21 protein-coding genes are annotated in these 20,425 nt (G+C 64.3%); 14 read left to right on the plus strand and 7 right to left on the minus strand.

Features of this window, described 5'->3' with window-relative positions; genetic code table 11:
- Nucleotides 1-71 precede the first annotated feature (71 nt).
- On the minus strand, nt 72-311 hold the full coding sequence (locus U3648_RS07100) for a DUF2934 domain-containing protein (RefSeq protein ID WP_420858551.1): 240 nt from the start codon (nt 309-311) through the stop codon (nt 72-74).
- Nucleotides 312-410: 99 nt separating this feature from the next.
- Nucleotides 411-1,415 (minus strand): GTP 3',8-cyclase MoaA, encoded by a 1,005-nt coding sequence (moaA, locus tag U3648_RS07105; RefSeq protein WP_420858552.1) that lies wholly within the window; start codon nt 1,413-1,415, stop codon nt 411-413.
- Between the two features lie 85 nt (nt 1,416-1,500).
- Here moaA and U3648_RS07110 point away from each other — a divergent pair, with 85 nt between their 5' ends.
- Both U3648_RS07110 and U3648_RS07115 read left to right on the plus strand, forming a co-directional pair.
- Complete coding sequence (locus U3648_RS07110; protein ID WP_420858553.1) at nt 1,501-1,995, plus strand: D-galactarate dehydratase; 495 nt, start codon at nt 1,501-1,503, stop codon at nt 1,993-1,995.
- 76 nt (nt 1,996-2,071) lie between these two features.
- Nucleotides 2,072-3,004, plus strand: a complete 933-nt coding sequence (locus U3648_RS07115; protein WP_420858554.1) for an autotransporter outer membrane beta-barrel domain-containing protein — start codon at nt 2,072-2,074, stop codon at nt 3,002-3,004.
- Here the strand turns inward: U3648_RS07115 and U3648_RS07120 are convergent.
- The 3 genes from U3648_RS07120 to glmU are packed head-to-tail and all read right to left on the minus strand — an operon-like array spanning nt 3,001 to nt 6,854.
- A complete protein-coding gene (locus U3648_RS07120) occupies nt 3,001-3,678 on the minus strand; it encodes a DNA alkylation repair protein (RefSeq protein ID WP_420858556.1) in 678 nt (225 codons plus the stop codon). The genes U3648_RS07115 and U3648_RS07120 overlap by 4 nt on opposite strands.
- A complete protein-coding gene (gene glmS / locus U3648_RS07125; RefSeq protein WP_420858557.1) occupies nt 3,678-5,495 on the minus strand; it encodes a glutamine--fructose-6-phosphate transaminase (isomerizing) in 1,818 nt (605 codons plus the stop codon). Before glmS ends, U3648_RS07120 begins: the two co-directional genes overlap by 1 nt.
- Before the next feature lie 3 nt (nt 5,496-5,498).
- Complete coding sequence (gene glmU, locus U3648_RS07130) at nt 5,499-6,854, minus strand: bifunctional UDP-N-acetylglucosamine diphosphorylase/glucosamine-1-phosphate N-acetyltransferase GlmU (protein ID WP_420858558.1); 1,356 nt, start codon at nt 6,852-6,854, stop codon at nt 5,499-5,501.
- A gap of 139 nt (nt 6,855-6,993) precedes the next feature.
- Here glmU and U3648_RS07135 point away from each other — a divergent pair, with 139 nt between their 5' ends.
- The 7 genes from U3648_RS07135 (at nt 6,994) to U3648_RS07165 (ending at nt 13,504) form a co-directional block, all read left to right on the plus strand.
- Complete coding sequence (locus U3648_RS07135; RefSeq protein WP_420858559.1) at nt 6,994-7,656, plus strand: HAD-IA family hydrolase; 663 nt, start codon at nt 6,994-6,996, stop codon at nt 7,654-7,656.
- Nucleotides 7,657-7,724: 68 nt separating this feature from the next.
- Nucleotides 7,725-8,930: a DegT/DnrJ/EryC1/StrS family aminotransferase gene (locus tag U3648_RS07140; protein ID WP_420858560.1), complete on the plus strand. Its 1,206-nt coding sequence runs from the start codon at nt 7,725-7,727 to the stop codon at nt 8,928-8,930.
- Nucleotides 8,927-9,418: an Imm63 family immunity protein gene (locus tag U3648_RS07145; protein ID WP_420858561.1), complete on the plus strand. Its 492-nt coding sequence runs from the start codon at nt 8,927-8,929 to the stop codon at nt 9,416-9,418. Before U3648_RS07140 ends, U3648_RS07145 begins: the two co-directional genes overlap by 4 nt.
- 78 nt (nt 9,419-9,496) lie before the next feature.
- A complete protein-coding gene (locus U3648_RS07150) occupies nt 9,497-10,471 on the plus strand; it encodes a hypothetical protein (RefSeq protein WP_420858562.1) in 975 nt (324 codons plus the stop codon).
- Nucleotides 10,472-11,344 carry a ThiF family adenylyltransferase gene (locus U3648_RS07155; RefSeq protein ID WP_420858563.1) on the plus strand — a complete coding sequence of 291 codons (873 nt, stop codon included), beginning with the start codon at nt 10,472-10,474 and terminating at the stop codon, nt 11,342-11,344.
- Nucleotides 11,341-12,540 carry a hypothetical protein gene (locus tag U3648_RS07160; RefSeq protein ID WP_420858564.1) on the plus strand — a complete coding sequence of 400 codons (1,200 nt, stop codon included), beginning with the start codon at nt 11,341-11,343 and terminating at the stop codon, nt 12,538-12,540. The genes U3648_RS07155 and U3648_RS07160 overlap by 4 nt, the downstream gene beginning before the upstream one ends.
- Complete coding sequence (locus U3648_RS07165; RefSeq protein ID WP_420858565.1) at nt 12,530-13,504, plus strand: nitroreductase family protein; 975 nt, start codon at nt 12,530-12,532, stop codon at nt 13,502-13,504. The genes U3648_RS07160 and U3648_RS07165 overlap by 11 nt, the downstream gene beginning before the upstream one ends.
- On the opposite strand, the gene U3648_RS07170 is transcribed toward U3648_RS07165, so the two are convergent.
- Nucleotides 13,490-13,984, minus strand: coding sequence for a flavin reductase family protein (locus tag U3648_RS07170; protein WP_420858566.1), 495 nt, complete (start codon nt 13,982-13,984; stop codon nt 13,490-13,492). The two genes, U3648_RS07165 and U3648_RS07170, sit on opposite strands and share 15 nt — an antisense overlap.
- Before the next feature lie 122 nt (nt 13,985-14,106).
- Here U3648_RS07170 and U3648_RS07175 point away from each other — a divergent pair, with 122 nt between their 5' ends.
- Both U3648_RS07175 and U3648_RS07180 read left to right on the plus strand, forming a co-directional pair.
- Entirely contained in the window at nt 14,107-14,886 is a 780-nt protein-coding gene (locus U3648_RS07175; RefSeq protein ID WP_420858567.1) for a class II aldolase and adducin N-terminal domain-containing protein, read from the plus strand.
- A 20-nt stretch (nt 14,887-14,906) separates the two neighbouring features.
- Nucleotides 14,907-16,520: an alkaline phosphatase family protein gene (locus U3648_RS07180; RefSeq protein ID WP_420858568.1), complete on the plus strand. Its 1,614-nt coding sequence runs from the start codon at nt 14,907-14,909 to the stop codon at nt 16,518-16,520.
- Here the strand turns inward: U3648_RS07180 and U3648_RS07185 are convergent.
- A complete protein-coding gene (locus tag U3648_RS07185; protein ID WP_420858569.1) occupies nt 16,517-17,446 on the minus strand; it encodes a LysR family transcriptional regulator in 930 nt (309 codons plus the stop codon). The two genes, U3648_RS07180 and U3648_RS07185, sit on opposite strands and share 4 nt — an antisense overlap.
- 109 nt (nt 17,447-17,555) lie before the next feature.
- Here U3648_RS07185 and U3648_RS07190 point away from each other — a divergent pair, with 109 nt between their 5' ends.
- The 3 genes from U3648_RS07190 to dctP are packed head-to-tail and all read left to right on the plus strand — an operon-like array spanning nt 17,556 to nt 20,385.
- Nucleotides 17,556-18,026 carry a TRAP transporter small permease gene (locus U3648_RS07190; protein WP_129680452.1) on the plus strand — a complete coding sequence of 157 codons (471 nt, stop codon included), beginning with the start codon at nt 17,556-17,558 and terminating at the stop codon, nt 18,024-18,026.
- Complete coding sequence (locus U3648_RS07195) at nt 18,023-19,333, plus strand: TRAP transporter large permease (protein ID WP_420858570.1); 1,311 nt, start codon at nt 18,023-18,025, stop codon at nt 19,331-19,333. Before U3648_RS07190 ends, U3648_RS07195 begins: the two co-directional genes overlap by 4 nt.
- Before the next feature lie 53 nt (nt 19,334-19,386).
- The gene (gene dctP / locus U3648_RS07200) at nt 19,387-20,385 is read left to right on the plus strand and encodes a TRAP transporter substrate-binding protein DctP (RefSeq protein ID WP_420858571.1); all 999 of its coding nucleotides are present in this window, start codon (nt 19,387-19,389) and stop codon (nt 20,383-20,385) included.
- The last annotated feature ends 40 nt before the right edge of the window (nt 20,386-20,425 follow it).

The following is a 20,425-nucleotide window of genomic DNA, read 5'->3' on the forward strand; positions in this document are numbered from 1 at the left end:
TAGCGCTGCCTGAAATCAGAGATTTCAACGCGCTACGTGATGCGTGACGCCTTGGGTTTTCGACAGACGCCCTAAGCGGTCTTTGCGGCGGCCTTGCGGGCGCGCGGCTTGGCCGGGGCCTTGGCCTCGGTCGCTTTCGGGGCGGCCTTCTTGGCAGCAGCCCGCTTTTTCGGCGCGGGTTTCGTGGTGGTCAGCTGTGCCTCGGCGGCAAGCCAGTGGTCCTGATCGCGGCCAGCGGGGCAGCCTTCGGCCATCCAGATGTGATAGGCGGCTTCGGCGATCTGGTCGGTGGGGATGGTTTGGGTGGTCATGGCAGGGTCCTTTGCGGCTGATCTGAACGCTGTTAGCGCAATCAGTGCCGCTCAGGTAGGGGGCTTGCTGCAATGCGGCATTGACGCTAGGGAATGGCTCTAGCCGCCGGTGTGGCTCATGTGGCGGCTGACCCGGCCTTCGACGGTCTGGCGGGAATAGTCGAAATCATGCCCCTTGGGCTTGAGCGCGATGGCCGCGCGGATCGCGGTTTCAAGCTGGCCGTTGTCCTCCGATGCCCGCAGCGGGCCGCGCAGGTCGGAATGCCCCTCTTGCCCAAGGCAGGTGTAGATTTCGCCGGTGCAGGTGATCCGCACCCGGTTGCAGCTTTCACAGAAGTTATGCGACAGCGGTGTGATGAACCCGATTTTCTGGCCGGTTTCTTCGACCCGGACATAGCGGGCGGGGCCGCCGGTGCGTTCGGACAGGTCGGTCAGGGTGAACCGTTCGGCCAGTCGCGCGCGCAGGTCGGTCAGTTTCCAATATTGGTCCAGCCGGTCCTCGTTGCCGATGTCGCCCATCGGCATGACCTCGATAAAGGTCAAGTCCATGTCTTCGCGGGCGCACCAGTCGGCGATGGAGAACAACTCGTCCTCGTTGAACCCCTTCAGGGCAACGGTGTTGATCTTGACGCGCAGGCCCGCGTTGCGGGCGGCCTCGATCCCTTTCAGGACCTGCGGCAGGCGGCCCCAGCGGGTGATCTCGGCAAATTTCGCCTCGTCCAGCGTATCGAGGGACACGTTGATCCGGCGCACCCCGGCGGCGAATAGGTCTTGCGCGAAACGGCCCAGTTGCGAGCCGTTGGTCGTCACGGTCAGTTCTTTCAGCGCGCCACTTTCAAGGTGCCGCCCCATCGCGTTGAAATAGGTCATGATCCCACGGCGCACCAAGGGTTCGCCCCCGGTGATCCGCAGCTTTTCCACGCCAAGCCCGATGAACGCCGTCGACAGCCGATCCAGTTCTTCCAGCGTCAGAAGGTCTTTCTTGGGCAGGAAGGTCATGTTTTCGGACATGCAATAGACGCAGCGGAAATCGCATCGGTCCGTGACGGACACACGTAGATAGCGGATGGCCCGCTGGAAAGGATCGACAAGCATCGGGGTCATGCTGGGAACCTAGGGTTGGGCAATGTGGCGCGCAAGGGGGAAGGCGGCCATTGCAGACCAAAGAACGACAGCCTAGCCTGTGATCATGTATGATTTGCGTCCCCTTGTGCTTTTGTCCGCCGGTCTGGTCCTGACCGGGTGTTCCCAACCAATCTTTGGCGGGCTGTTTGAACGACCCGCCGAAGAGGCCGCCGCAGAGGCGCCGGCCCCCGACACGGAGGAGCCTGCCCCGATTGCCCCGCCACCCCCGGTGGGCGCCACCACGGCCGAAGAATTTGACACCACCAGCGCCGAAGACCGTGCCGCCGCCCTTTCTGAACCGGCGACGGTGGAACAGGCGATCCTTGGCCGCACCTCTGCCACGTTGGGCGACCCGGCCGATCCCGGCATCTGGCTGAAAACCCCGCTGGTGTCCGAGGTCGCGCAGGGCCGCCTGTTCTGGGAGGGGCAGGAGATTACGGTGGAACTGCGCCCTTCGGGTGGAGAGCCCGGATCGGGCAGTCAGATCAGCCTTGCCGCGATGCGCCTTCTGGGCGCGCCCCTGACCGCGATCATCGAGGTTGATGTGACCCGGCTCTAGGTCCGGTTTCCCCCACCTGTGCGAAATCTCCAACCTGCTAGGATGACTTGCAACGTTGCAGGTTATGGAGGGTACGATGACGGTCTTGAAGCGAATGGTTTTGGCACTTGGCCTTGGGGCCGCGGTGGCGGGGGCCGGGCAGGCAAACGAATTGGAAACCTGCGAATATCTGCCCGGCAACAATGATCCCTTCCTGTGTACGACGGCGCTGGAATTCGGCGGGCAGGCGGCGGTGATCCGCGACAGTCTGTTGTCGCTGCACGGCGGCGTGACCTTCCCCACCTCGGGGCAGAGCGAGACATTTTCGACCCGAGGCGGCGTGCAACCCTATGCCGGGCGGGCGATGGTTGCGGCGCAGGCGACCTTTGGCAGCTTTACCGGCAACAACCAATACCTGATCCTTGGCGCGGACCGGCCGTCGGGCCGCGGTCTGATCGGGCTCATGGTTCTGGCGGGAAATTCGTCGATCACCCCGCCAGCATCGCCCGTTGTGACCCGGCAAGAGGTGCTGTTCGGGCCCTATTTCTCGACCCAGTTGAACAATGGCGACTATCTGGACGGGTATCTTCTGTATGGCCGTCCAAATTACACGGTCGCGAATGTGCCGTCGCAAGGCGAAAGCACCACCGCAGCGCTGACATGGTCGCGGGTCATGGAGCGGGATGGGTTTATGGTGGTTCCGCTGGCCGGGTTGTCGGTCAAGCGGGAACGGCCCACGGGCAGCAGCCGGATCGACGCGACGGTGCTGACCCTTGGGACAACCGCGCAGCAAACGCCTGTCCGGACCAGCAACGGTTATCGGATGAATTTCGGCCGGCTGGAGCTGGACATCGGCCACTACGCGGACAGTTTCGGTAACAGTATTAGCTATGTCGCGCCCCGGGTCGCCTTTGGCGCCAATTTTGCGCAGGACAATGGTGCCGTCTTCGGTGTGACGGTCGGGCTGACCGCTGCGTCGGACAAGACCGCAATTCTCAACGCGCAGGCGATGTACCGGTTCGAGTTCTAGGGCAGGTATTTCCCGGCTTCCTTGCGGGCAAAGGGCTTCATCGCCGCCCCGTGTTCGGCAAGAAAGGCGCGGGTGCGGTCCGGGTCGTGTTTCGACAGATCACGCAGCCACCACGCGATTGCCTTTTGAATGAACCAGTCCCGGTCGGGGACATAGCCCGCGGCCCAGTCCAGCACCCTGTCGCGGATCGCCAGATCTTCGGGTTTCGGGTTGTTTTGCTTGGTCCAGGGCAGGGTAATGACAAGCGCGGCGCGGCGGGTCCATTTGAGTTCGGACGTGGTCCAGCCTTCGACCTCGTCAATGCGGGTGGGGTCCGCGACCAGCCGCTTCATCCCGGCCATACAGACATGGTCGGCGATGGCCCAGCAATCGAAATCGGGAACCCAACTGGTGATCAGCGCCCAAACCGCGTCATCCGGCCTGATCCGGGCCTGCGTCAACAGCTTGGCTGCGGCCAGACGGGCCTCATAGATGTTGGTTTGCCAAAGCTCATCGGCCAAACGCATCCGGTCTTCAACCGACTGGGTCTGCCGCCAGGTCTTGGTCAGATCGTTGATTGATGGGTTGGTGACGCCCAGATAGGGCCGGTCCACCTTGTGATAGGCGGCGGACCCTTCGGCGCGCCCGGGCTCGATGTGCTGCTCCAGCGCGGCAAGGGCCTCAGCAACCTGCATCACTCGACCGTCACGGATTTGGCAAGGTTGCGCGGCTGGTCCACATCCGTGCCCTTTGCGACAGCGGTGTAATAGGCCAGAAGCTGCGCCGGGATCGCATAGAGGATCGGTGCAAGGTCAGCGGCGATTTCGGGCATGGTGATCGTCTGCCAGACCCCATCGCCGGCCTGTGCGATACCGGTCCGGTCCGAGATCAAGAGCACCTTGCCACCCCGCGCCATGACCTCTTCCATGTTCGATACTGTCTTGTCGAACAGGGCGTCGCGCGGAGCCATGACGATCACCGGAACGGTCTTGTCCACCAGCGCGATGGGGCCGTGCTTTAGTTCGCCCGATGCATAAGCTTCGGCGTGGATGTAACTGATTTCCTTCAGTTTCAATGCGCCTTCGAGGGCGAGGGGATACATCTGGCCGCGGCCAAGAAACAGGATATCCCGTGCCTCTGCCAGCTGGCGGGCAATGCTGCGACATTCCTCTTCGATCCCCAGTGCCTGGTTCAAAAGGCCCGGCAGGGTCGTCAAGGCCGCCAGCCGTTCCGCGACGTCCTCTGCCCCGATGATGCCGCGTGCCTTGGCCGCGTCCAGCACCAGCATTTTCAGAACGGTCAACTGGCAGGTAAACGCCTTGGTCGAGGCAACGCCGACCTCGACCCCGGCAAGGATCGGCAGGGCCAGGTCGCTTTCCCGCGCGATCGAACTTTCGGCGACGTTCACGACCGAGACGATACTGTCGGCCTTATCCCGGCAATAGCGCAGGGCGGCGAGCGTATCGGCAGTTTCGCCGGACTGGCTGACGAAAACCGCCATGGTGCCGGGCGATACCGGGGGTTCGCGATAGCGGAATTCAGACGCCACATCGACTTCGACGGGCAAACGGGCGACCTGTTCGAACCAGTATTTGGCGACCACGCAGGCGTAATAGGCGGTGCCACAGGCAACCATGGTGATCCGGTCGATGCGGGCCCAGTCGATTCCGGGGGCGGGCAGGGAGACAGCCCCGCCCGACACGTAGTGGTTCAGCGCCCCGGTCAACACGGTGGGCTGTTCCGCAATTTCCTTGGCCATGAAGTGCTTGTATCCGCCTTTGTCGATTGCCGCGGCATCGACTTGAACGGTCTTTACCGGCCGGTTAGCCAGCTTGCCTGCGGCATCACGGATCTCGACACCAGAGCGCGTCACCACCGCCCAATCGCCCTCTTCAAGATAGGTGATCCGGTCGGTCATGGGGGCCAGCGCAATCGCGTCGGAGCCCACGAACATCTCGCCCTCGCCGTGACCGATGGCCAGCGGGCTGCCCTTGCGGGCGGCGATCATCAGGTCGTCTTCACCGTCGAACAGGAACAGCAGGGCATAGGCCCCATCCAGCCGGGCAAGGGTCGCCTCGACAGCCTTCTGGGGTGTAAGCCCCTGATTCATATAGTCTTCGCACAGAAGGGCCACGGTTTCCGTATCGGTTTCCGTTGTGTGGGGGATGCCCCTGGCATCAAGGTCGGCGCGCAGTTCCCGGAAGTTTTCGATGATCCCGTTATGAACAACGGCCACGCGGCCCGCACGGTGGGGGTGGGCATTGGCCTCGGTCGCGGCGCCATGGGTGGCCCAGCGGGTGTGTCCGATCCCGGCCTTGCCCGCCAGCGGGTTGTGCACAAGATGATCGGAGAGGTTCACCAGCTTGCCCACCGCGCGGCGGCGGTCCAGCACGCCTTCGTTGACGGTGGCGATGCCCGCGCTGTCATAGCCGCGATATTCCAGCCGCTTGAGCGCCTCGACAAGGATCGGGGCGGCTTCGTGCGTGCCCAGAACGCCGACAATACCACACATGGGTTAGCTGTCCTTCTTTTGTTGCGCAGCCTTGCGGGCGCGCAGTTTGTCGAACAGGCGCTTGGCCAGTCCGGGCTTGTTTTCCTGCTTGGCGCGGCTGATCGCCATGGCGCCCTCGGGGACATCAGTTGTGACAACCGTGCCCGTGGCCGACATGGAATCGTCGCCCATCGTGACCGGGGCCACCAGCATGGTGTTCGAGCCAACAAAGACCCGTTTGCCAATGGTCGTCCGGTGCTTGAACACCCCGTCATAATTGCAGGTAATGGTGCCGGCGCCGATGTTAGTTTTTTCGCCGACGTGTGCGTCCCCAACATAGGACAGGTGGTTGATCTTGGCGCCTTCGTCCACTTGCGCGTTCTTCACCTCGACAAAGTTGCCGATGTGCACGTCCTCGGCCAGTTCCGCGCCGGGGCGCAGACGGGCGAAGGGGCCTACGGTCGCGCCGCGGCTGACATGGCAGCCTTCGAGGTGCGAGAAGGCCCGGATGCGCGCGCCGCTTTCGATGGTCACGCCGGGGCCAAACACCACGTTGGGTTCGATCACCGCGTCCCGCCCGATGACCGTGTCAAAGGCGAAATGTACAGTGTCCGGCGCGGTCAGGGTCACGCCGATGTCCAGTGCCTCTGCCCGGGCGCGGGCCTGAAAGGCGGCCTCGGCCGCGGCCAGATCGGCGCGGGAATTGACGCCCAGCGTCTCTTCCTCGGCGCAGGTGACGGCGGTGGCGGAAAGGCCCTTGGCGCGCGCCAGTTCGACCACGTCCGTCAGGTAGTATTCACCCGACGCATTGTTGTTTTCCAGCGCCGCGCAGAGGTCGAACAGAACGGGTGCGGATGCACAAAGAACGCCGCTGTTGCATAGGGTTATCGCGCGTTCTTCGTCCGATGCGTCCTTGAATTCTACGATCCGGGTCAGGCTTTTCCCTTCCATGACCAAACGGCCATAGCGGGCGGGATCACCGGGTTCAAACCCCAGAACCACAACGTCGTGGGCAGCGCGGGCGGCGATCATCGCCTCCAGCGTTTCGGGGCGGATAAAGGGGGTGTCGCCGTAAAGGACAATCGCCTCGCCCTCGAATCCCTCCAACGCCGGGGCGGCCTGCGCCACGGCATGGCCAGTGCCCAACTGTTCGGCTTGAATGACCACATCGGCTTCGGGTGTCCAGTCATGCGCGGCGGCTGTCACCGCCTCGGCCCCATGTCCGGCGACGATCACCACACGGGACGGCGACAACGACGCGCCCGATTGCAACGCATGGACCAGCAGCGGCGCACCCGCGACCTCATGCAGGACCTTGGGCAGATCGGAATTCATCCGGGTGCCCTGTCCGGCGGCCAATACGATCAATGCGGTTGCCATGCCTGTTTCCTTGTTCTGCCCGGCCTTCTGCGCCTCTTCTACCCGGCTTTGGCCGGGGCGCAAGTTTTGGGGGCTTCACAACAGTTTTCGGATCGTTACACCAGACCCGATCAATGGGGAAATTCAGGGGGCGGCGCCCATGCGCACGGTTATTTTCGATCTGGACGGAACGCTGGCCGATACCAGCCGCGACCTGATCAATGCGGCGAACCACTGTTTTCGTGGTTTGGGACTGGGCGATGTGCTGACCCATCCCGCCGATGCCCCGACCGCGATGCGGGGCGGGCGGGCGATGCTGACCCTTGGGTTCGGCCGGACCGGCAGCCACGGCGAGGATGAGATCGACCGGCAATATCCCATCCTGCTGGAGGCCTACGGGCGCGACCTGTCGCGCCACACCACCCTGTTTCCGGGCACCATGGCGGCGGTCGGGGCGCTGCGCGGCGATGGGTTCGCGGTGGGCATCTGCACCAACAAACCCGAAGGGCTGGCCGAGCGGTTGATGCGCGACCTCGGCGTGCGCGATGACTTTGGGTCGCTGGTGGGGGCGGACACCTTGCCCGTCCGCAAACCCGACCCTGAACCCTTCTTCGAAGCGGTGCGCCGGGCCGGGGGCGATCCATCCCGCGCCCTGCTGGTGGGCGATACCGTGACCGACCGCGAAACCGCGCGGGCGGCGGGGGTGCCGTCGGTGCTGGTCACCTTCGGGCCCTTGGGGCGGGCGGTTGAAGACCTCGGGCCAGAGGCGCTGATCGACGACTTCGCCGAATTGCCCGCGGTCGCGGCCCGCCTGCTGTCCTAGGGCGGTGGGGTGAATCCCACCATTACAGGATGGTTGACGCGGCATCCCGCCCCGCCCAAGATCGCGCCATGACAGAGGTATTCACAGGTTCGTTCACCCAGCAGGAACCGATCCCGGACGAGGGGATCGAGGCGGCGCTGCGCGTGATGCAAAGCGGGCGGTTGCATCGCTACAACACCGCCCCCGGAGAGATCGCCGAAACGGCGTTACTGGAGGAGGAATTCGCGCAGTCCACAGGGGCGAAATACTGCCTTGCCGTCGCCTCGGGCGGATATGCCATCGCCACCGCGCTGCGGGCCGCGGGGGTGCGACCCGGCGATCCTGTCCTGACCAATGCCTTTACCCTTGCCCCCGTGCCGGGCGCGATTGCCAGCGTCGGCGGCGTGCCGGTCTTTGTCGGCGTGACGGAGGGGTTGGTCATCGACCTTGACGATCTTGCGTCCAAGGCGGGCCGGGCGAAGGTTCTGCTGTTGTCCCATATGCGGGGCCACATTTGCGACATGGCCGCGCTGATGGAAATCTGCGACCGCGCCGGGATCACCGTGATCGAGGATTGCGCGCATACGATGGGGGCGCATTGGAACGGCACTCAATCGGGCCGCTGGGGTCGGTTCGGCTGCTACTCCACCCAGACCTACAAGCATATGAATTCGGGCGAGGGCGGGTTCCTTATTTCCGACGACGCCGAGGCGATGGCCCGCGCCACGATCCTGTCTGGCAGCTACATGCTCTACGACCGGCACCGTGCCGCGCCGCCGCCGGAGGTGTTCGAGCGGGTGAAATACGAGACCCCGAATATCTCGGGCCGGATGGACAACCTGCGCGCCGCAATCCTGCGCCCGCAGTTGCGCCTTTTGTCGGAACAATGCGGCAAGTGGAACGCCCGTTACCGCGTGGTCGAGGCGGGGCTGCGCAACACGCCCGGCCTGACCCTCATCGACCGGCCCGAGGAGGAGGGATTTGTCGCCTCGTCCTTCCAGTTCCTTTTGCGGGACTGGTCCGAGGAAGCCATTGTCGAGGTCATTGCCCGCTGTGCCGGTCGCGGTGTCGAGCTGAAATGGTTCGGATCGGCGGAACCTGTCGGCTTTACCTCGCGCTATGACAGCTGGCGCTATGCCCCGATCGAGCGGATGCCGAAATCGGATGCGATCCTGAAATCCATCGTCGATATGCGTCTTCCGCTGACCTTCAGCCTTGATGAGTGCGCGTTGATTGGCCGGATCATTCGTGACGAGGTTTCCACCGTCTGGCAGGCGGAGGCGGCGACCGGGTGACGCTGGAAGAGGTCGAAGAGGAAATCCGCGCGGCGCTGGCTCGGCTGTGCCATCCGGTTCCCGATTTCCGGTTCGATCGTATCCCGTTTGGTGATGCCACACCCCATGTCGAAGGGGAGGGGCCGGAATTTGACTGGGTCATCTCTGAACGCGGGCGGGAATACGAACGCCGCCGGGTGAGCGGGCCGGAATTGCTGTTCACGGCCCTGGACAGCATTACCCGGCGCATGGCGCAGGACGCAGAGCTGCGCAGCCGGACCAAGCTACCCCGGAGCGCCGTGCAGCGCGCGATGGGCCGCCCTGTCCGCGACAACTACAGCCGCCAGACCTGGATGGAGGGGCACGCGCGCCTGATGGGCCATCTTCGCCCCCATTGGGAGGCCCGGGTGCGGGCCCATAACGACGCGCTGTTGCGCCGGTTTCCCCTGACCCCGGACGAGGTGACACATGCCCGGCGGCTTGATCTGTCGGAATTCGGACTGGATTGAGCCGCCGTTGCACCAGTGCCGCAGCAGGCCGGGTCCGGTTTTCCAGCCTTGTTCGCGGGTTGGGCGCAACCTAGGCTGGTGCCCGAGGGGCAGGGAGAGTTTGGCGTGATCCGCACGGTTCTGGCGGCGATGTCGCAGCGGTACATGGATGTCAGCCTGAAATCCGGGCCGGGATTGCGTGTGCGCATCCTGGAACGTCCGGGCCTTTGGATGGAGGCAGCGGCGCTTGAGGCGCTGTCGGCCGACCTGCGCCGGGTCGCCTCGCGCACCCTATCCGAAGGCGGGCTGACCTACGGCGTTCTTGCAGCCGACCGTGCCCGGATGGGCCAAAGCATCATCACCCTGGTCACCCGCGCCGATGGCACTCCTGTTGCCTTCAACGCGCTGGCCGTGATGGAGCTGGACACCCAGCCGCGCCCGACCGAGGTGCTGCACCTTGGCCTTGTCATGGTAGACCCTGACGAGCGGTCCCGGTCCCTGTCCTGGGTGCTTTACGGGCTGACCTGTTTCCTGATCTTTTTTCGCCGACAGTTCCGGCCCGTCTGGATTTCAAACGTCACCCAGGTGCCTGCCGTGGTTGGCATGGTGTCGGGCATGTTTTCGAACGTCTGGCCTGTGCCTGATGGCGGCCGCCGGACCCTGACCCACCTGATCCTTGCCCGCCGGATCATGGAGGGCCACCGCCATGTCTTCGGCGTCGGGTCGGAGGCCGGGTTTGACGAGGACAGGTTCGTGATCACCAATGCCTATACGGGCGGGTCGGATGATCTGAAAAAGACCTTTGACGATGCGCCCAAGCACCGCGACGAGCGGTTCAACGCGTTTTGCGCCCAACAGCTTGATTACGACCGGGGCGACGACGTGATCCAGTTGGGGCAGATGGACCTTGCCGCCATCGGTCGCTACCTGTCGCGCGAGGTTCCAAAGGGGCAGGTGCCGGGCCTGTTGATCACGGGCGGCATGGTGGCGCTGCGCCGGTTGATTCTGCCGCTTCTTTACTGGTCGGACAGTGGCCGGCAATGGGGCGTGTTGCGCCCGGCAAAGGACAGGTGAATGGGCTTCGACTACGCCGAAATGACCACCCGCAACATCGGGTTCGTCAGTGAAGAGGAACAGGCCCGCCTGCGCGGCGCGACGGTCTTTGTCTGCGGCACCGGCGGCATGGGCGGGGCGTGCATCCTTGCGCTGGCCCGGATCGGGGTCGGCCATCTGATCATCGCCGATCTGGACGAATTTGAAGTGTCGAACCTGAACCGGCAGGTGTTCTGTTTTTCCGACACGATTGGCCGTCACAAGGCAGAGGCCACGGCCGAGGTCTGCGCCCGCATCAATCCGGAAATGGAGGTCACGGTGCTGCATGGCGACTGGGCGGAAGGGGTCGAAGATTGGGTGACGCAGGCCGATGTGGTGGTCAATGGAACCGATGATCTGGGCGCCTCGCTGCTGCTCTACCGCACCGCGCGCAGGCTGGCGAAATCGGTGATCGACGCCTACGCTTCGCCCTTGCCGTCGGTCTATGTCACCGCCCCTGATGACCCCCCGCACGAGGCGCGGATGGGCTATCCCACCGTCAGCACCGACTGGGACAAGCTGACCGAGGATCAGCGCGCCACGGCCTTCCTGCGCGAGGCGGAATGGGTGGTGATCCATTCCTCGTCGCGCCGCTATATCGACATGGAGATGGTGGGCGATGTGGTGGCCGGGCGGCGCAGCCGCATGTCGTTTGCGCCGATGGTGATCACCACGGGGCAGCTGATGGCCTATGAGGTAGTGAACGCGGCTCTGGGTCGCCCGCGCGGGGCTGACAACCGGGGCTGGTTCTTCAATCCCTACCGGGGGCGGGTTGAACACCCCCGTCCTGCGATCATCGCGGCGATGCTGCGCCCGCTGGTGCGGCGGTTCCTGAACGGGCTGGCCGCCGGATGATCGCCGCCGCGCCCTATCTGTCCGACCTGATCCTGTCGGTTCTGGCCCTGATCGGGCTTGCCACGCTGCACGGAGTCCTGACCGGGCGCGATCCGGACGGGCCGCTGACCCGTCGGTTTCTGTTCGGGGTTCGGGTGTTGGTGGTGCTGTTCGCGGGGCGGGCGCTGGCGGTTGTCACGGGCGGGGCCGGGTTCCGCTTCGTGATGATGATCGGCGCGTCACTGGTGCCGCTGGCCGCACTGCTGCTGACCGAAGGATTGCTGCGCCGCCATGCACCCGCGAGCATCAAGAGTTTCGTCGGGCTGGGAACCGCGCTGTTCCTGATCCTGTCGGTCATGGGCAGCGGGTTGGTCGACCCGGCGCGACTGTGGGGGCTGATCGTCTTTCAACTGGCAACCTTTGCGATGGTCGGCTGGATGGTCTGGCGCCGCGACCGGGCGGGGCTGAGCGCGGCAGAGAATACAACGGTCGTGCGCCTGTCCCTGTCGCTTCTGGTGTTGGCGCCGCTGGCGGTGGCCGACTTCGCGATCATCCGGGCGGACCTGCCGGTGCAGGCCTCGCCCATCGGGGTGCTGGTTCTGTGCTGGCTGGCCATCGGGCTAGGGCAGGGGGGCATCGGCCACCGGACGGCGCTGCGCGGCCTGCTGGTCGTTCTTGCTGCTGCCGGGGGCGCGGCGGTTCTGATCGCCTTCATGGCCGGGATGGACCGGGACGGCTGGATCATCACCCTGTCGCTGGCCCTTTCGGCGGCCCTTGTTGGCGCGGTCGTTAACGAGGCGCGCAACCTGCGCGTCGCGGACCGGTCGGCCAGCCTGTTGCGGCATCTGGCGGCGGGTCCGGACGATCCGGTTGCCTTCCTGCAGGGTCTTCAAGGCGATCCGATGGTCGACGGCGCGGCCCTGATCGACGCGGAGCAATTGGCCGAACTTGATTCCGGTGCGGTGGCCGCGCTGATGCGGACCCGCCCGGTTCTGCGCCGCGCCGACCCGCCACCCGTCGCGGCAGATCAGGCAGAGATCGTCGCTCATCTCTTTGCCCGTTTCGATGCCTCGCATATCCTGCTGGTCGGAACTGCGCCCCTGCGGCTGGTGGCGCTGAACCTGCCCAGCCTTGCCAGCAGTCCACGGGCGGAACTGGAACTTGCCGCCGTGCAGCGCATGGCCTTGCTGATCGGAAAGGGCGCCGATGCTGACTGAAACGGTTCTGAAAACCGCGCTGGCCCGCGCGGCGCTGGCCCCGTCGGTGCACAACACCCAGCCCGCCCGCTGGCGACGCGAGGGCGAGGGGTTGCTGCTTGGCTGTGACCTGTCCGTGGGCCTGTCCGTGGGCGACCCAGACGGGACGGACGCGGGCCTGTCCTGCGGCGCTGCGGCAGAGGCGCTGGTGCTGGCCCTGTCGGCGCTGGGCATCGCGGCCGAGGTCGAAGACCGTTGGGCCGGGGACGACCGCACCACATGGCCCGGCCACCGGATCGCCGCAAGGCTGACCTTTGCGGGCGGAGAGGCGGACCAGTTGAACCTCCAACTTGAAAAGCGGTTCACCTTTCGCGGGGCCTTTGCCGAGGGTCGGGTCAAGACCTTTGACCGTGACGATGCAGTCCTTTTGACCGAGGCGGCGGACAAGAGCTGGATCGCGGAGCGTAACGATTGGGCCAGCCTTGAGATCATGAAAGCCCGTCCGTTCCGGCGGGAACTGCTGCGCTGGATGCGCCTGTCGCCCAGCCACCCGCGCCACGACTTCGACGGGATGAACCGGGCGGCGATGCGGATGAGCGGCGCAGAGGCCCTTGGCGCGCCCATCGCCCTTGGCCCGCTGTGGCCGGTGCTGCACCTGCTGGGCCTGACCAAAGGGCTGACGGCAGAGGCAGGCGCAACCCGCACCGCGCAGGTCATCGCCTGTTTCCATCGCCCCGCGGGTGAAAGCCCGGTCGCATCCGGCCGCGCCTATCTGCGGATGTGGTTGCAGGCAACGGCGCTGGGCTATGCGGGCTGGCCGATGGCGGCGCTGTCGGATCACCCGGCCACGCGGGCCGAGGTTTGCGACAGGGCCGGGATTGGGCCGGATCGGCGTCTGGTGCAGGTGATGCGGCTGGGCAAACCTGCGGGGGCGATGCCGCCCCGTGCCCGCAGGCCTCTGACCGAGGTTCTAATCCCCGGTTGAAAACCCGCCGAAACTGCCGCCCTGAAAGACAAGCGGCGCGCCGGTTCCATGATGGGCGCGCAGGACGTGGCCGATCAGGATCGTGTGATCGCCGCCCTCATGCTGCGCATGCAGCCGGCATTCAAATGCGGCCAGCGCCTTGTCGACCAGCGGCAGGCCATTGTCGGACAGGGTCCAGTCCAGCCCGTCAAAGGCGTCGCCGGGCCTGGAGAACCCCGCTGCGATATCGCGCTGACTGGCGGTCAGGACGTTGATGGCAAAGTTTTCGGCCCCCGCAAAGGCCGCGTAACGGCCCGAGGATTTCAGCGCCGACCACAATACCAATGGCGGGTCGAGCGAGACCGAGGCGAAGCTGTTGATGGTCATCCCCACGGGGCCGTCCGGGCCAATCGTGGTCACCACGCACACCCCCGTCGCAAAGGCCCCCAGCGCATGGCGGAAGGCAAGCGGTTCGCCCGCCGGGTCGAAGCTGTGGGTCATGGCGCTGTCCTGTTCATGGCCGGGGCTGCCCCGGAATGGCATGTTCGCACAGATAGGGCAACGGTGTCGCCCGTCGACAGGGCTTGCCAGCCGCCCCCGGCCCGGACCATGCTGCGCCCAAGATGCCAACCAAGAAAGGCCGCGCCATGTCGAACCTTGCCCCCGTTCCCAACGTCACCCATTGGCCGGAACGCGCCCAGCTTGCCGCCGCCTTCCGCTGGACCGCGCGGCTGAATTTCCACGAGGCGGTGGCCAACCATTTCAGCCTTGCGGTCAATGACGATGGCACAAAGTTCCTGATGAACCCCAACCAGCGGCATTTCGCGCGGATCAAGGCCTCGGACCTGCTGCTTCTGGACGCGAACGACCCGACAACGATGGACCAGCCCGACGCGCCGGACCCGACCGCCTGGGGGCTGCATGGGTCGATCCACCGGCTGGTGCCCCATGCCCGCTGCCTGATGCATGTCCATTCGATCCACGCCACCGTGCTGGCCTGTCTGGCCGACAGCACCCTGCCGCCGATCGACCAGAACACCGCCGCCTTCTACAACCGCTACGTCGTGGACGAAGGGTTCGGCGGGCTGGCCTTCGAAGAGGAAGGCACCCGCTGCGCCGGGATGCTGTCGGACCCGAAAAAGAAGGTGATGATCATGGGCAACCACGGGGTGCTGGTGATCGGGGACTCGGTCGCCGATACCTTTAACCGCCTTTACTATTTCGAACGCGCGGCAGAGACCTATATCCGTGCCTTGCAAACCGGACAGCCCCTGCGGGTTCTCAGCCATGAGATCGCTGAGAAGACCGCGCAGGAACTGGACGACTACCCCGATCAGGCCGAGCGGCACCTGTCCGAACTGATGGCGATCCTTGACGATGAGGGGTCGGACTACGCCCGCTAGGGGCCCGCTGGGGGGACGGCATGACCGCCAAGAATATCCTGTTCATCATGTGCGACCAGTTGCGGTTTGATTACCTTGGCTGCGCCGGGCATCCGTATATCAAGACACCGCATATCGATGCGCTTGCCGCCCGTGGTGTCCGGTTCGATCGGGCCTACGTGCAGTCGCCGATATGCGGCCCGTCGCGCATGTCGTTCTACACCGGGCGCTATGTGCGGTCGCACGGATCGACGTGGAACAATTTTCCGCTGCGTGTGGGCGAGATGACCATCGGCGACCACCTGCGCCCGCTTGGTGTGCGCACCGCGCTATGCGGTAAGACCCATATGGCCGCCGATGTCGAAGGGATGCGGCGGCTGGGGATCGACCCGGCCTCGGAAATGGGGTGCCTGATTTCCGAATGCGGGTTCGAGGTCTGGGACAGGCTGGACGGGCTGCACCCGCCGGGCGGCAAGGAACCGACCCATTATCAGGATCACCTGCGCGCCGAAGGATTTGACAGCGACAACCCCTGGCACGACTGGGCCAATGCCGCAGAGGACTCGGACGGGGCGCTTTTGTCCGGCTGGCTGATGGAACATGCGGATAAACCCGCCCGCGTGGCCGAGGAGCATTCGGAAACCCCCTATGCCACGTCCCGCGCGATGGAGTTTATCGCGGATGCGGGCGATACCCCGTGGTGCCTGCACCTGTCCTATATCAAGCCGCACTGGCCATACATCGTGCCGGCCCCCTACCACAACATGTATGGGCCGGGGGATGTGATCCCGGTCAATCGGTCCGAGGCGGAACAGAACGGCGCCCATCCGGTTTTTGCCGCCTATCAGCAGCACCGTTTCAGCCAGGTTTTCGCCCGGGACGAGGTGCGCGACCGCGTGATCCCTGCCTACATGGGGCTGATCACCCAGATCGACGATCAGATCGGGCGGCTGATGGCCTTTCTGGATGACCGGGGCCTGACAGAGTCCACGCTGATCGTCTTTACGTCGGATCACGGCGACTATCTGGGCGACCACTGGCTGGGCGAGAAGGAATTGTTCCACGATGCTTCGTCTCGAATTCCGCTGATCGTAGTTGACCCAACAGAGGGCGCGGATGCCACGCGGGGCACGGTCAACGGCGATCTGGTCGAGGCGATCGACCTTGCGCCGACCTTCGTCGATTGGGCCGGGGGCACGCCGCCCGCGCATATTCTTGAAGGACGGTCGCTCTTGTCGCTGATCCGGGGGCAGGGGGGCGACTGGCGGCGTTACGCAATCAGCGAATATGACTATTCCGCCCGCAAGGCCCGCAAGATGCTGGGCCAGCCGATCCCCGATTGCCGCCTTGTCATGGTGACCGACGGGCGCTGGAAGATGACCCATGCCGAAGGGTTCCGACCGATGCTGTTCGACATGGAAACCGACCCTGAAGAGTTGCACGATCTGGGGGAGGATCCGGGACAGGCGGCGACCATAGACCGGCTGACCGATGCGATGAACCGCTGGGCGCGGGCGCACCACAACCGGGTCACGATCAGCGATGCCGAGATTGACGCAAGGTCGGGTGGAGAACTGCGGCGCGGCTATATCATCGGGTTCTGGGATCAGGCGGAATTGGATGCCGCCCGGGCGGATGGGGAAAGCGGGAACTAGGCCAGAACCTTTTCAATTTCGTCCTGCATACGGCGGACGCCGGCGTCCAGTTGCTCGATGAAGGCCCGCGCGGTCAGCGATTGGGTGGCATAGCCCGGCGTCAGGATCGAGACGCTGTTGGTGATCCTCGGGCTGAAACGGCGGATTGCAAGCCCCTGTGGCGCCGCCCCCTGAAGCAGGTAGCCATAGGCCGAGATCATGTCGCAGACCATATAGCACATCCCGGCCGAGACGAATTGCAGGCCGGGCAGAAAAGTCCGTAGTTCCAGACGCTTGGTGAATTTGCATCCCATCCGGACAAAGGCGGCCTCGGTCTGGGTTGCGGTGGGATGTTCATCGAACAGAACCGCCATTGGTCTGCCATCCAGATCGGCGGGAGTGATTTCGTCCCGGTCGGCCAGCGGGTCATTGGCGGGCAGCACACAGACGCAATCCAGTTCATAGTCGATCTGGTCGATGGACGACCGCCGCGCCGGGGTTTCGGCAAAGCCGATATCATATTGCTGCGAGGCGATCAGGTCTTCGATCACGTCCGAGGACCGCATGATGAGGGCCACCTCCAGATCGTCCTTGCCGCGCAGGAAGTCCGTCAACAGCCGGGGCATGAAGATGCCCGAGGCGGCGGGGTGGCAGGCAATCCGCAGCTTGCCCGCCTCAAGCGCCCGGATGCGGCTGACCGTCCGTTCGGTCCGTTCGAGACGGTCAAGGATGCCATCGCATTCTTCCAGAAAGAATTGCGCCTCTGGCGTGGGGCTCAGCTTGCCATGTTCGCGCACGAACAGCTTGAACCCCAGTTCATCTTCCAGCGTGGCAATCATCGTGCTGACGGCGGGTTGGGTGCGCCCGACCGTGCGCGCGGCCTGACTGATGGACCCCGACCGCATGACCTCGCGGAAGGTAGTGATCTGACGGATCGAAAGGTTCATCTGTCCATAAATCCAATTTATGAAATCAGAGATATTTTTAAATTGATTTGATGGCACCTGTCCAGCGATGCTTTCCGAAAGAGCGGGGACCGCCCCGACGGAGGGACAATTGGACAGATTCGCAAAATACACGCTGACCGCGTTGATTTGCATCGTGGCACTTGGGCAATTCGTTCAGGTGATCACACGCTATGTGCTGGAAATTCCGGTGATGGGGCTCGAGGAAACCATGCTCTACCCGACGCTTTGGCTCTACATCCTCGGGTCGGTCAACGCCTCGCGGGAAAACACACATATCCGGGCCAACGTGCTGGAGATCTTCATCAAGACCGACCGGGGGCACACGATCCTTGCCATTGTCGGAGAGATCATCAGCCTGACTGTCGGCCTGTGGCTGCTCAGCTGGGCCTGGGACTATACCCGCTACGCCTGGCGGGTCTGGCGCGAAAGCCCGACCCTCTACATCCCGACCTTCTATTCCGACATCGCGCTGCTTGTGGGCCTTGCGCTGATGATGATCTACACCGCCTGGCACCTGCTACGCCATGTCCGGGCCCTGCGTGACGGAGCCCCGGCATGATCGAGATCGCGCTTCTGGCCATTGCCGTTCTGGTGATCACCCTAACGCTGGGCGTGCCGCTGCCCTACTGTTTCGGCGCGGCGCTGATGGTGATGTATTTCATCGGCGACGTGACGATGAAGGGCATGATGCTCTGGGGGATGCAACAGATGGGCAACCCGGTCCTTCTGGCCATCCCGCTGTTTGTTCTTGCCGGGACAATCATGTCCGAAAGCGGGATCGCGGCGTCGCTTCTGCGGTTCGTCAATGCCTTCATCGGCCATATCCGGGGCGGTCTGGGCGTGGTGGCGGCGGTGTCCTGCGCGGTGATCGGGGCCATTTCCGGTTCGGGCCTGACCGGGATCGCGGCCATCGGCCCGCTTCTGATCCCCGAGATGGAAAAGCGGGGCTATCCCCGTGAATACGCCACCGCGCTGATCGCAAACTCGTCCATCCTCGGCCTGCTGATCCCGCCCTCGGTCACGATGATCGTCTATGGCTGGGTCACGGATACCTCGATCCTTGCCTGTTTCCTTGCCACGCTTGGGCCGGGCCTGCTGATCATGACCTCGTTTTCGGTCATCAATCTGTGGATGAGCCGCAAGTTCAACCTGATCCTCGATGACAAGCCGAGCTTCAGCGAGTTGTCAGGCGAGGTGGCCAAGCGCGGTATCCATGCCTTCCCGGCGTTGCTGATGCCGGTGATCATCCTTGGCGGTATCTATGGCGGGGTCATGACCCCGACCGAGGCCGCCGCCGTGGCCGTGATCTATGCGGTGCCGGTCGGGTTCCTGATCTACAAGGGGCTGAAGTGGCACAATTTCCTGTCCGCCGGGAAAGAGGCCGCGACCGCCGTCGGCGCGATCATGATGATGATCCTCTTCTCGATGATCCTGTCCCAGATGTTCGTCTATGAAAGCATCCCGCAGCAGCTGGTGCAGGGCATCTTCTCGATCACCGAGAACAAGGTAGTGTTGCTGATCCTGATCAACATCCTGCTGTTTCTCGTGGGCATGGTCGTCAACGACGTGACCGCGATCATCCTGATTGCGCCGCTTCTTTTGCCGCTGATGCAGGCAATTGGGGTCAGCCCGGTGCAATTCGCCGCGATCATGGGCGTGAACACCGCGATGGGCGGGGTGACGCCGCCCTATGCCTCGATCCTCTATCTGGGCGCACGGATCGGCAAAGTGAAGGTGACCAAGGTGATCCCGCCCGCGATGAAGCTGATCCTGTTCGGCTATGTCCCGGTGGTCTTCCTGACCTCGCTCTGGCCCGACCTGTCCCTCTACCTGCCGCGCCTGTTCGGATACGACGTTGCCCCCTGATCCAAGACCTGAACAACATCCCGTAACCAACTGATCAACTGGAGGAAACTCAAATGAAATATACAATGCTTGCCACCGCGACCGCGGCCCTGATGGCGCTGGCCCCCGTGGCCCAGGCACAGGACCTGAAGATGAGCCACGTGCGCCCGCAGGACGCCACCATTGACGTCGAACTGCGCGCCTTTTCCGCAGCCGTCGCCGATGCGACCGGCGGCGATGTGAACATCGAAATCTTCCCGGCCTCGGCACTGGGCGACTACACCACCGTGCAGGAACGGATCAGCGTTGGCGCCATCGATATGGCGACCCAGCCTGCCGCCACTGCCGCCGACCGCCGGATGCAAATCTCGTCCTTCCCCTATCTTGCCGGGAACTGGGATCAGGCCCGCGCGGTCTATGGCCCCGGTGGGGTCGTGCGTGAAACCATGGTTGGCCTCTACAGCGAACAGGACATCACCATGCTGGCCGCCTATCCAGTCTATTTCGGCGGCATCTCCCTGAACGTCGAAAACCCCAATGCCGGGTCGGTTGAACCGAACGGGATCAAGGTCCGCGTGCCGGGGATCAAGAGCTTTCAGCTGACCGGCGAGGCGCTGGGCTATATCCCCGCGCCGATCCCCTTCTCCGAAGCCTTCACCGCCGTGCAGACCGGTGTGGTTGACGGGGTGATCGGGTCCGGTGCGGAAGGCTACTATGCCTCTTTCCGCGACGTGACCAAGACCTACATCCCCGCCAACACCCACTTTGAAGTCTGGTACATGATCATTTCGAACGAAAGCCTTGCCGGGCTGTCCGAGGAAGATCAGGCGGCGCTGATCGAACAGGCCGCCGCCTTCGAGGCGACACGCTGGGATGTGGCCGAGGCCGATCAGGGCCGCAACGAACAGCGGCTGGTCGATGAACTGGGCGCGACCGTGGTTGCGCTTTCGGACGCCGAACTTGCCGCGATGGCCGAAAAGGTCCGCGCCGATGTCTGGCCCGCCGTTCTGGAAGACGTGGGCGTCGAATGGGGTCAGTCGATCCTCGATCAGGTCGCGGCTGCGGCCAACTGATTGCACAATCGCTGGGGCGGCCATTACGCCGCCCCACGCG

Source organism: Marivivens marinus, assembly GCF_035969385.1.
Taxonomy (GTDB): Bacteria; Pseudomonadota; Alphaproteobacteria; order Rhodobacterales; family Rhodobacteraceae; genus SELP01.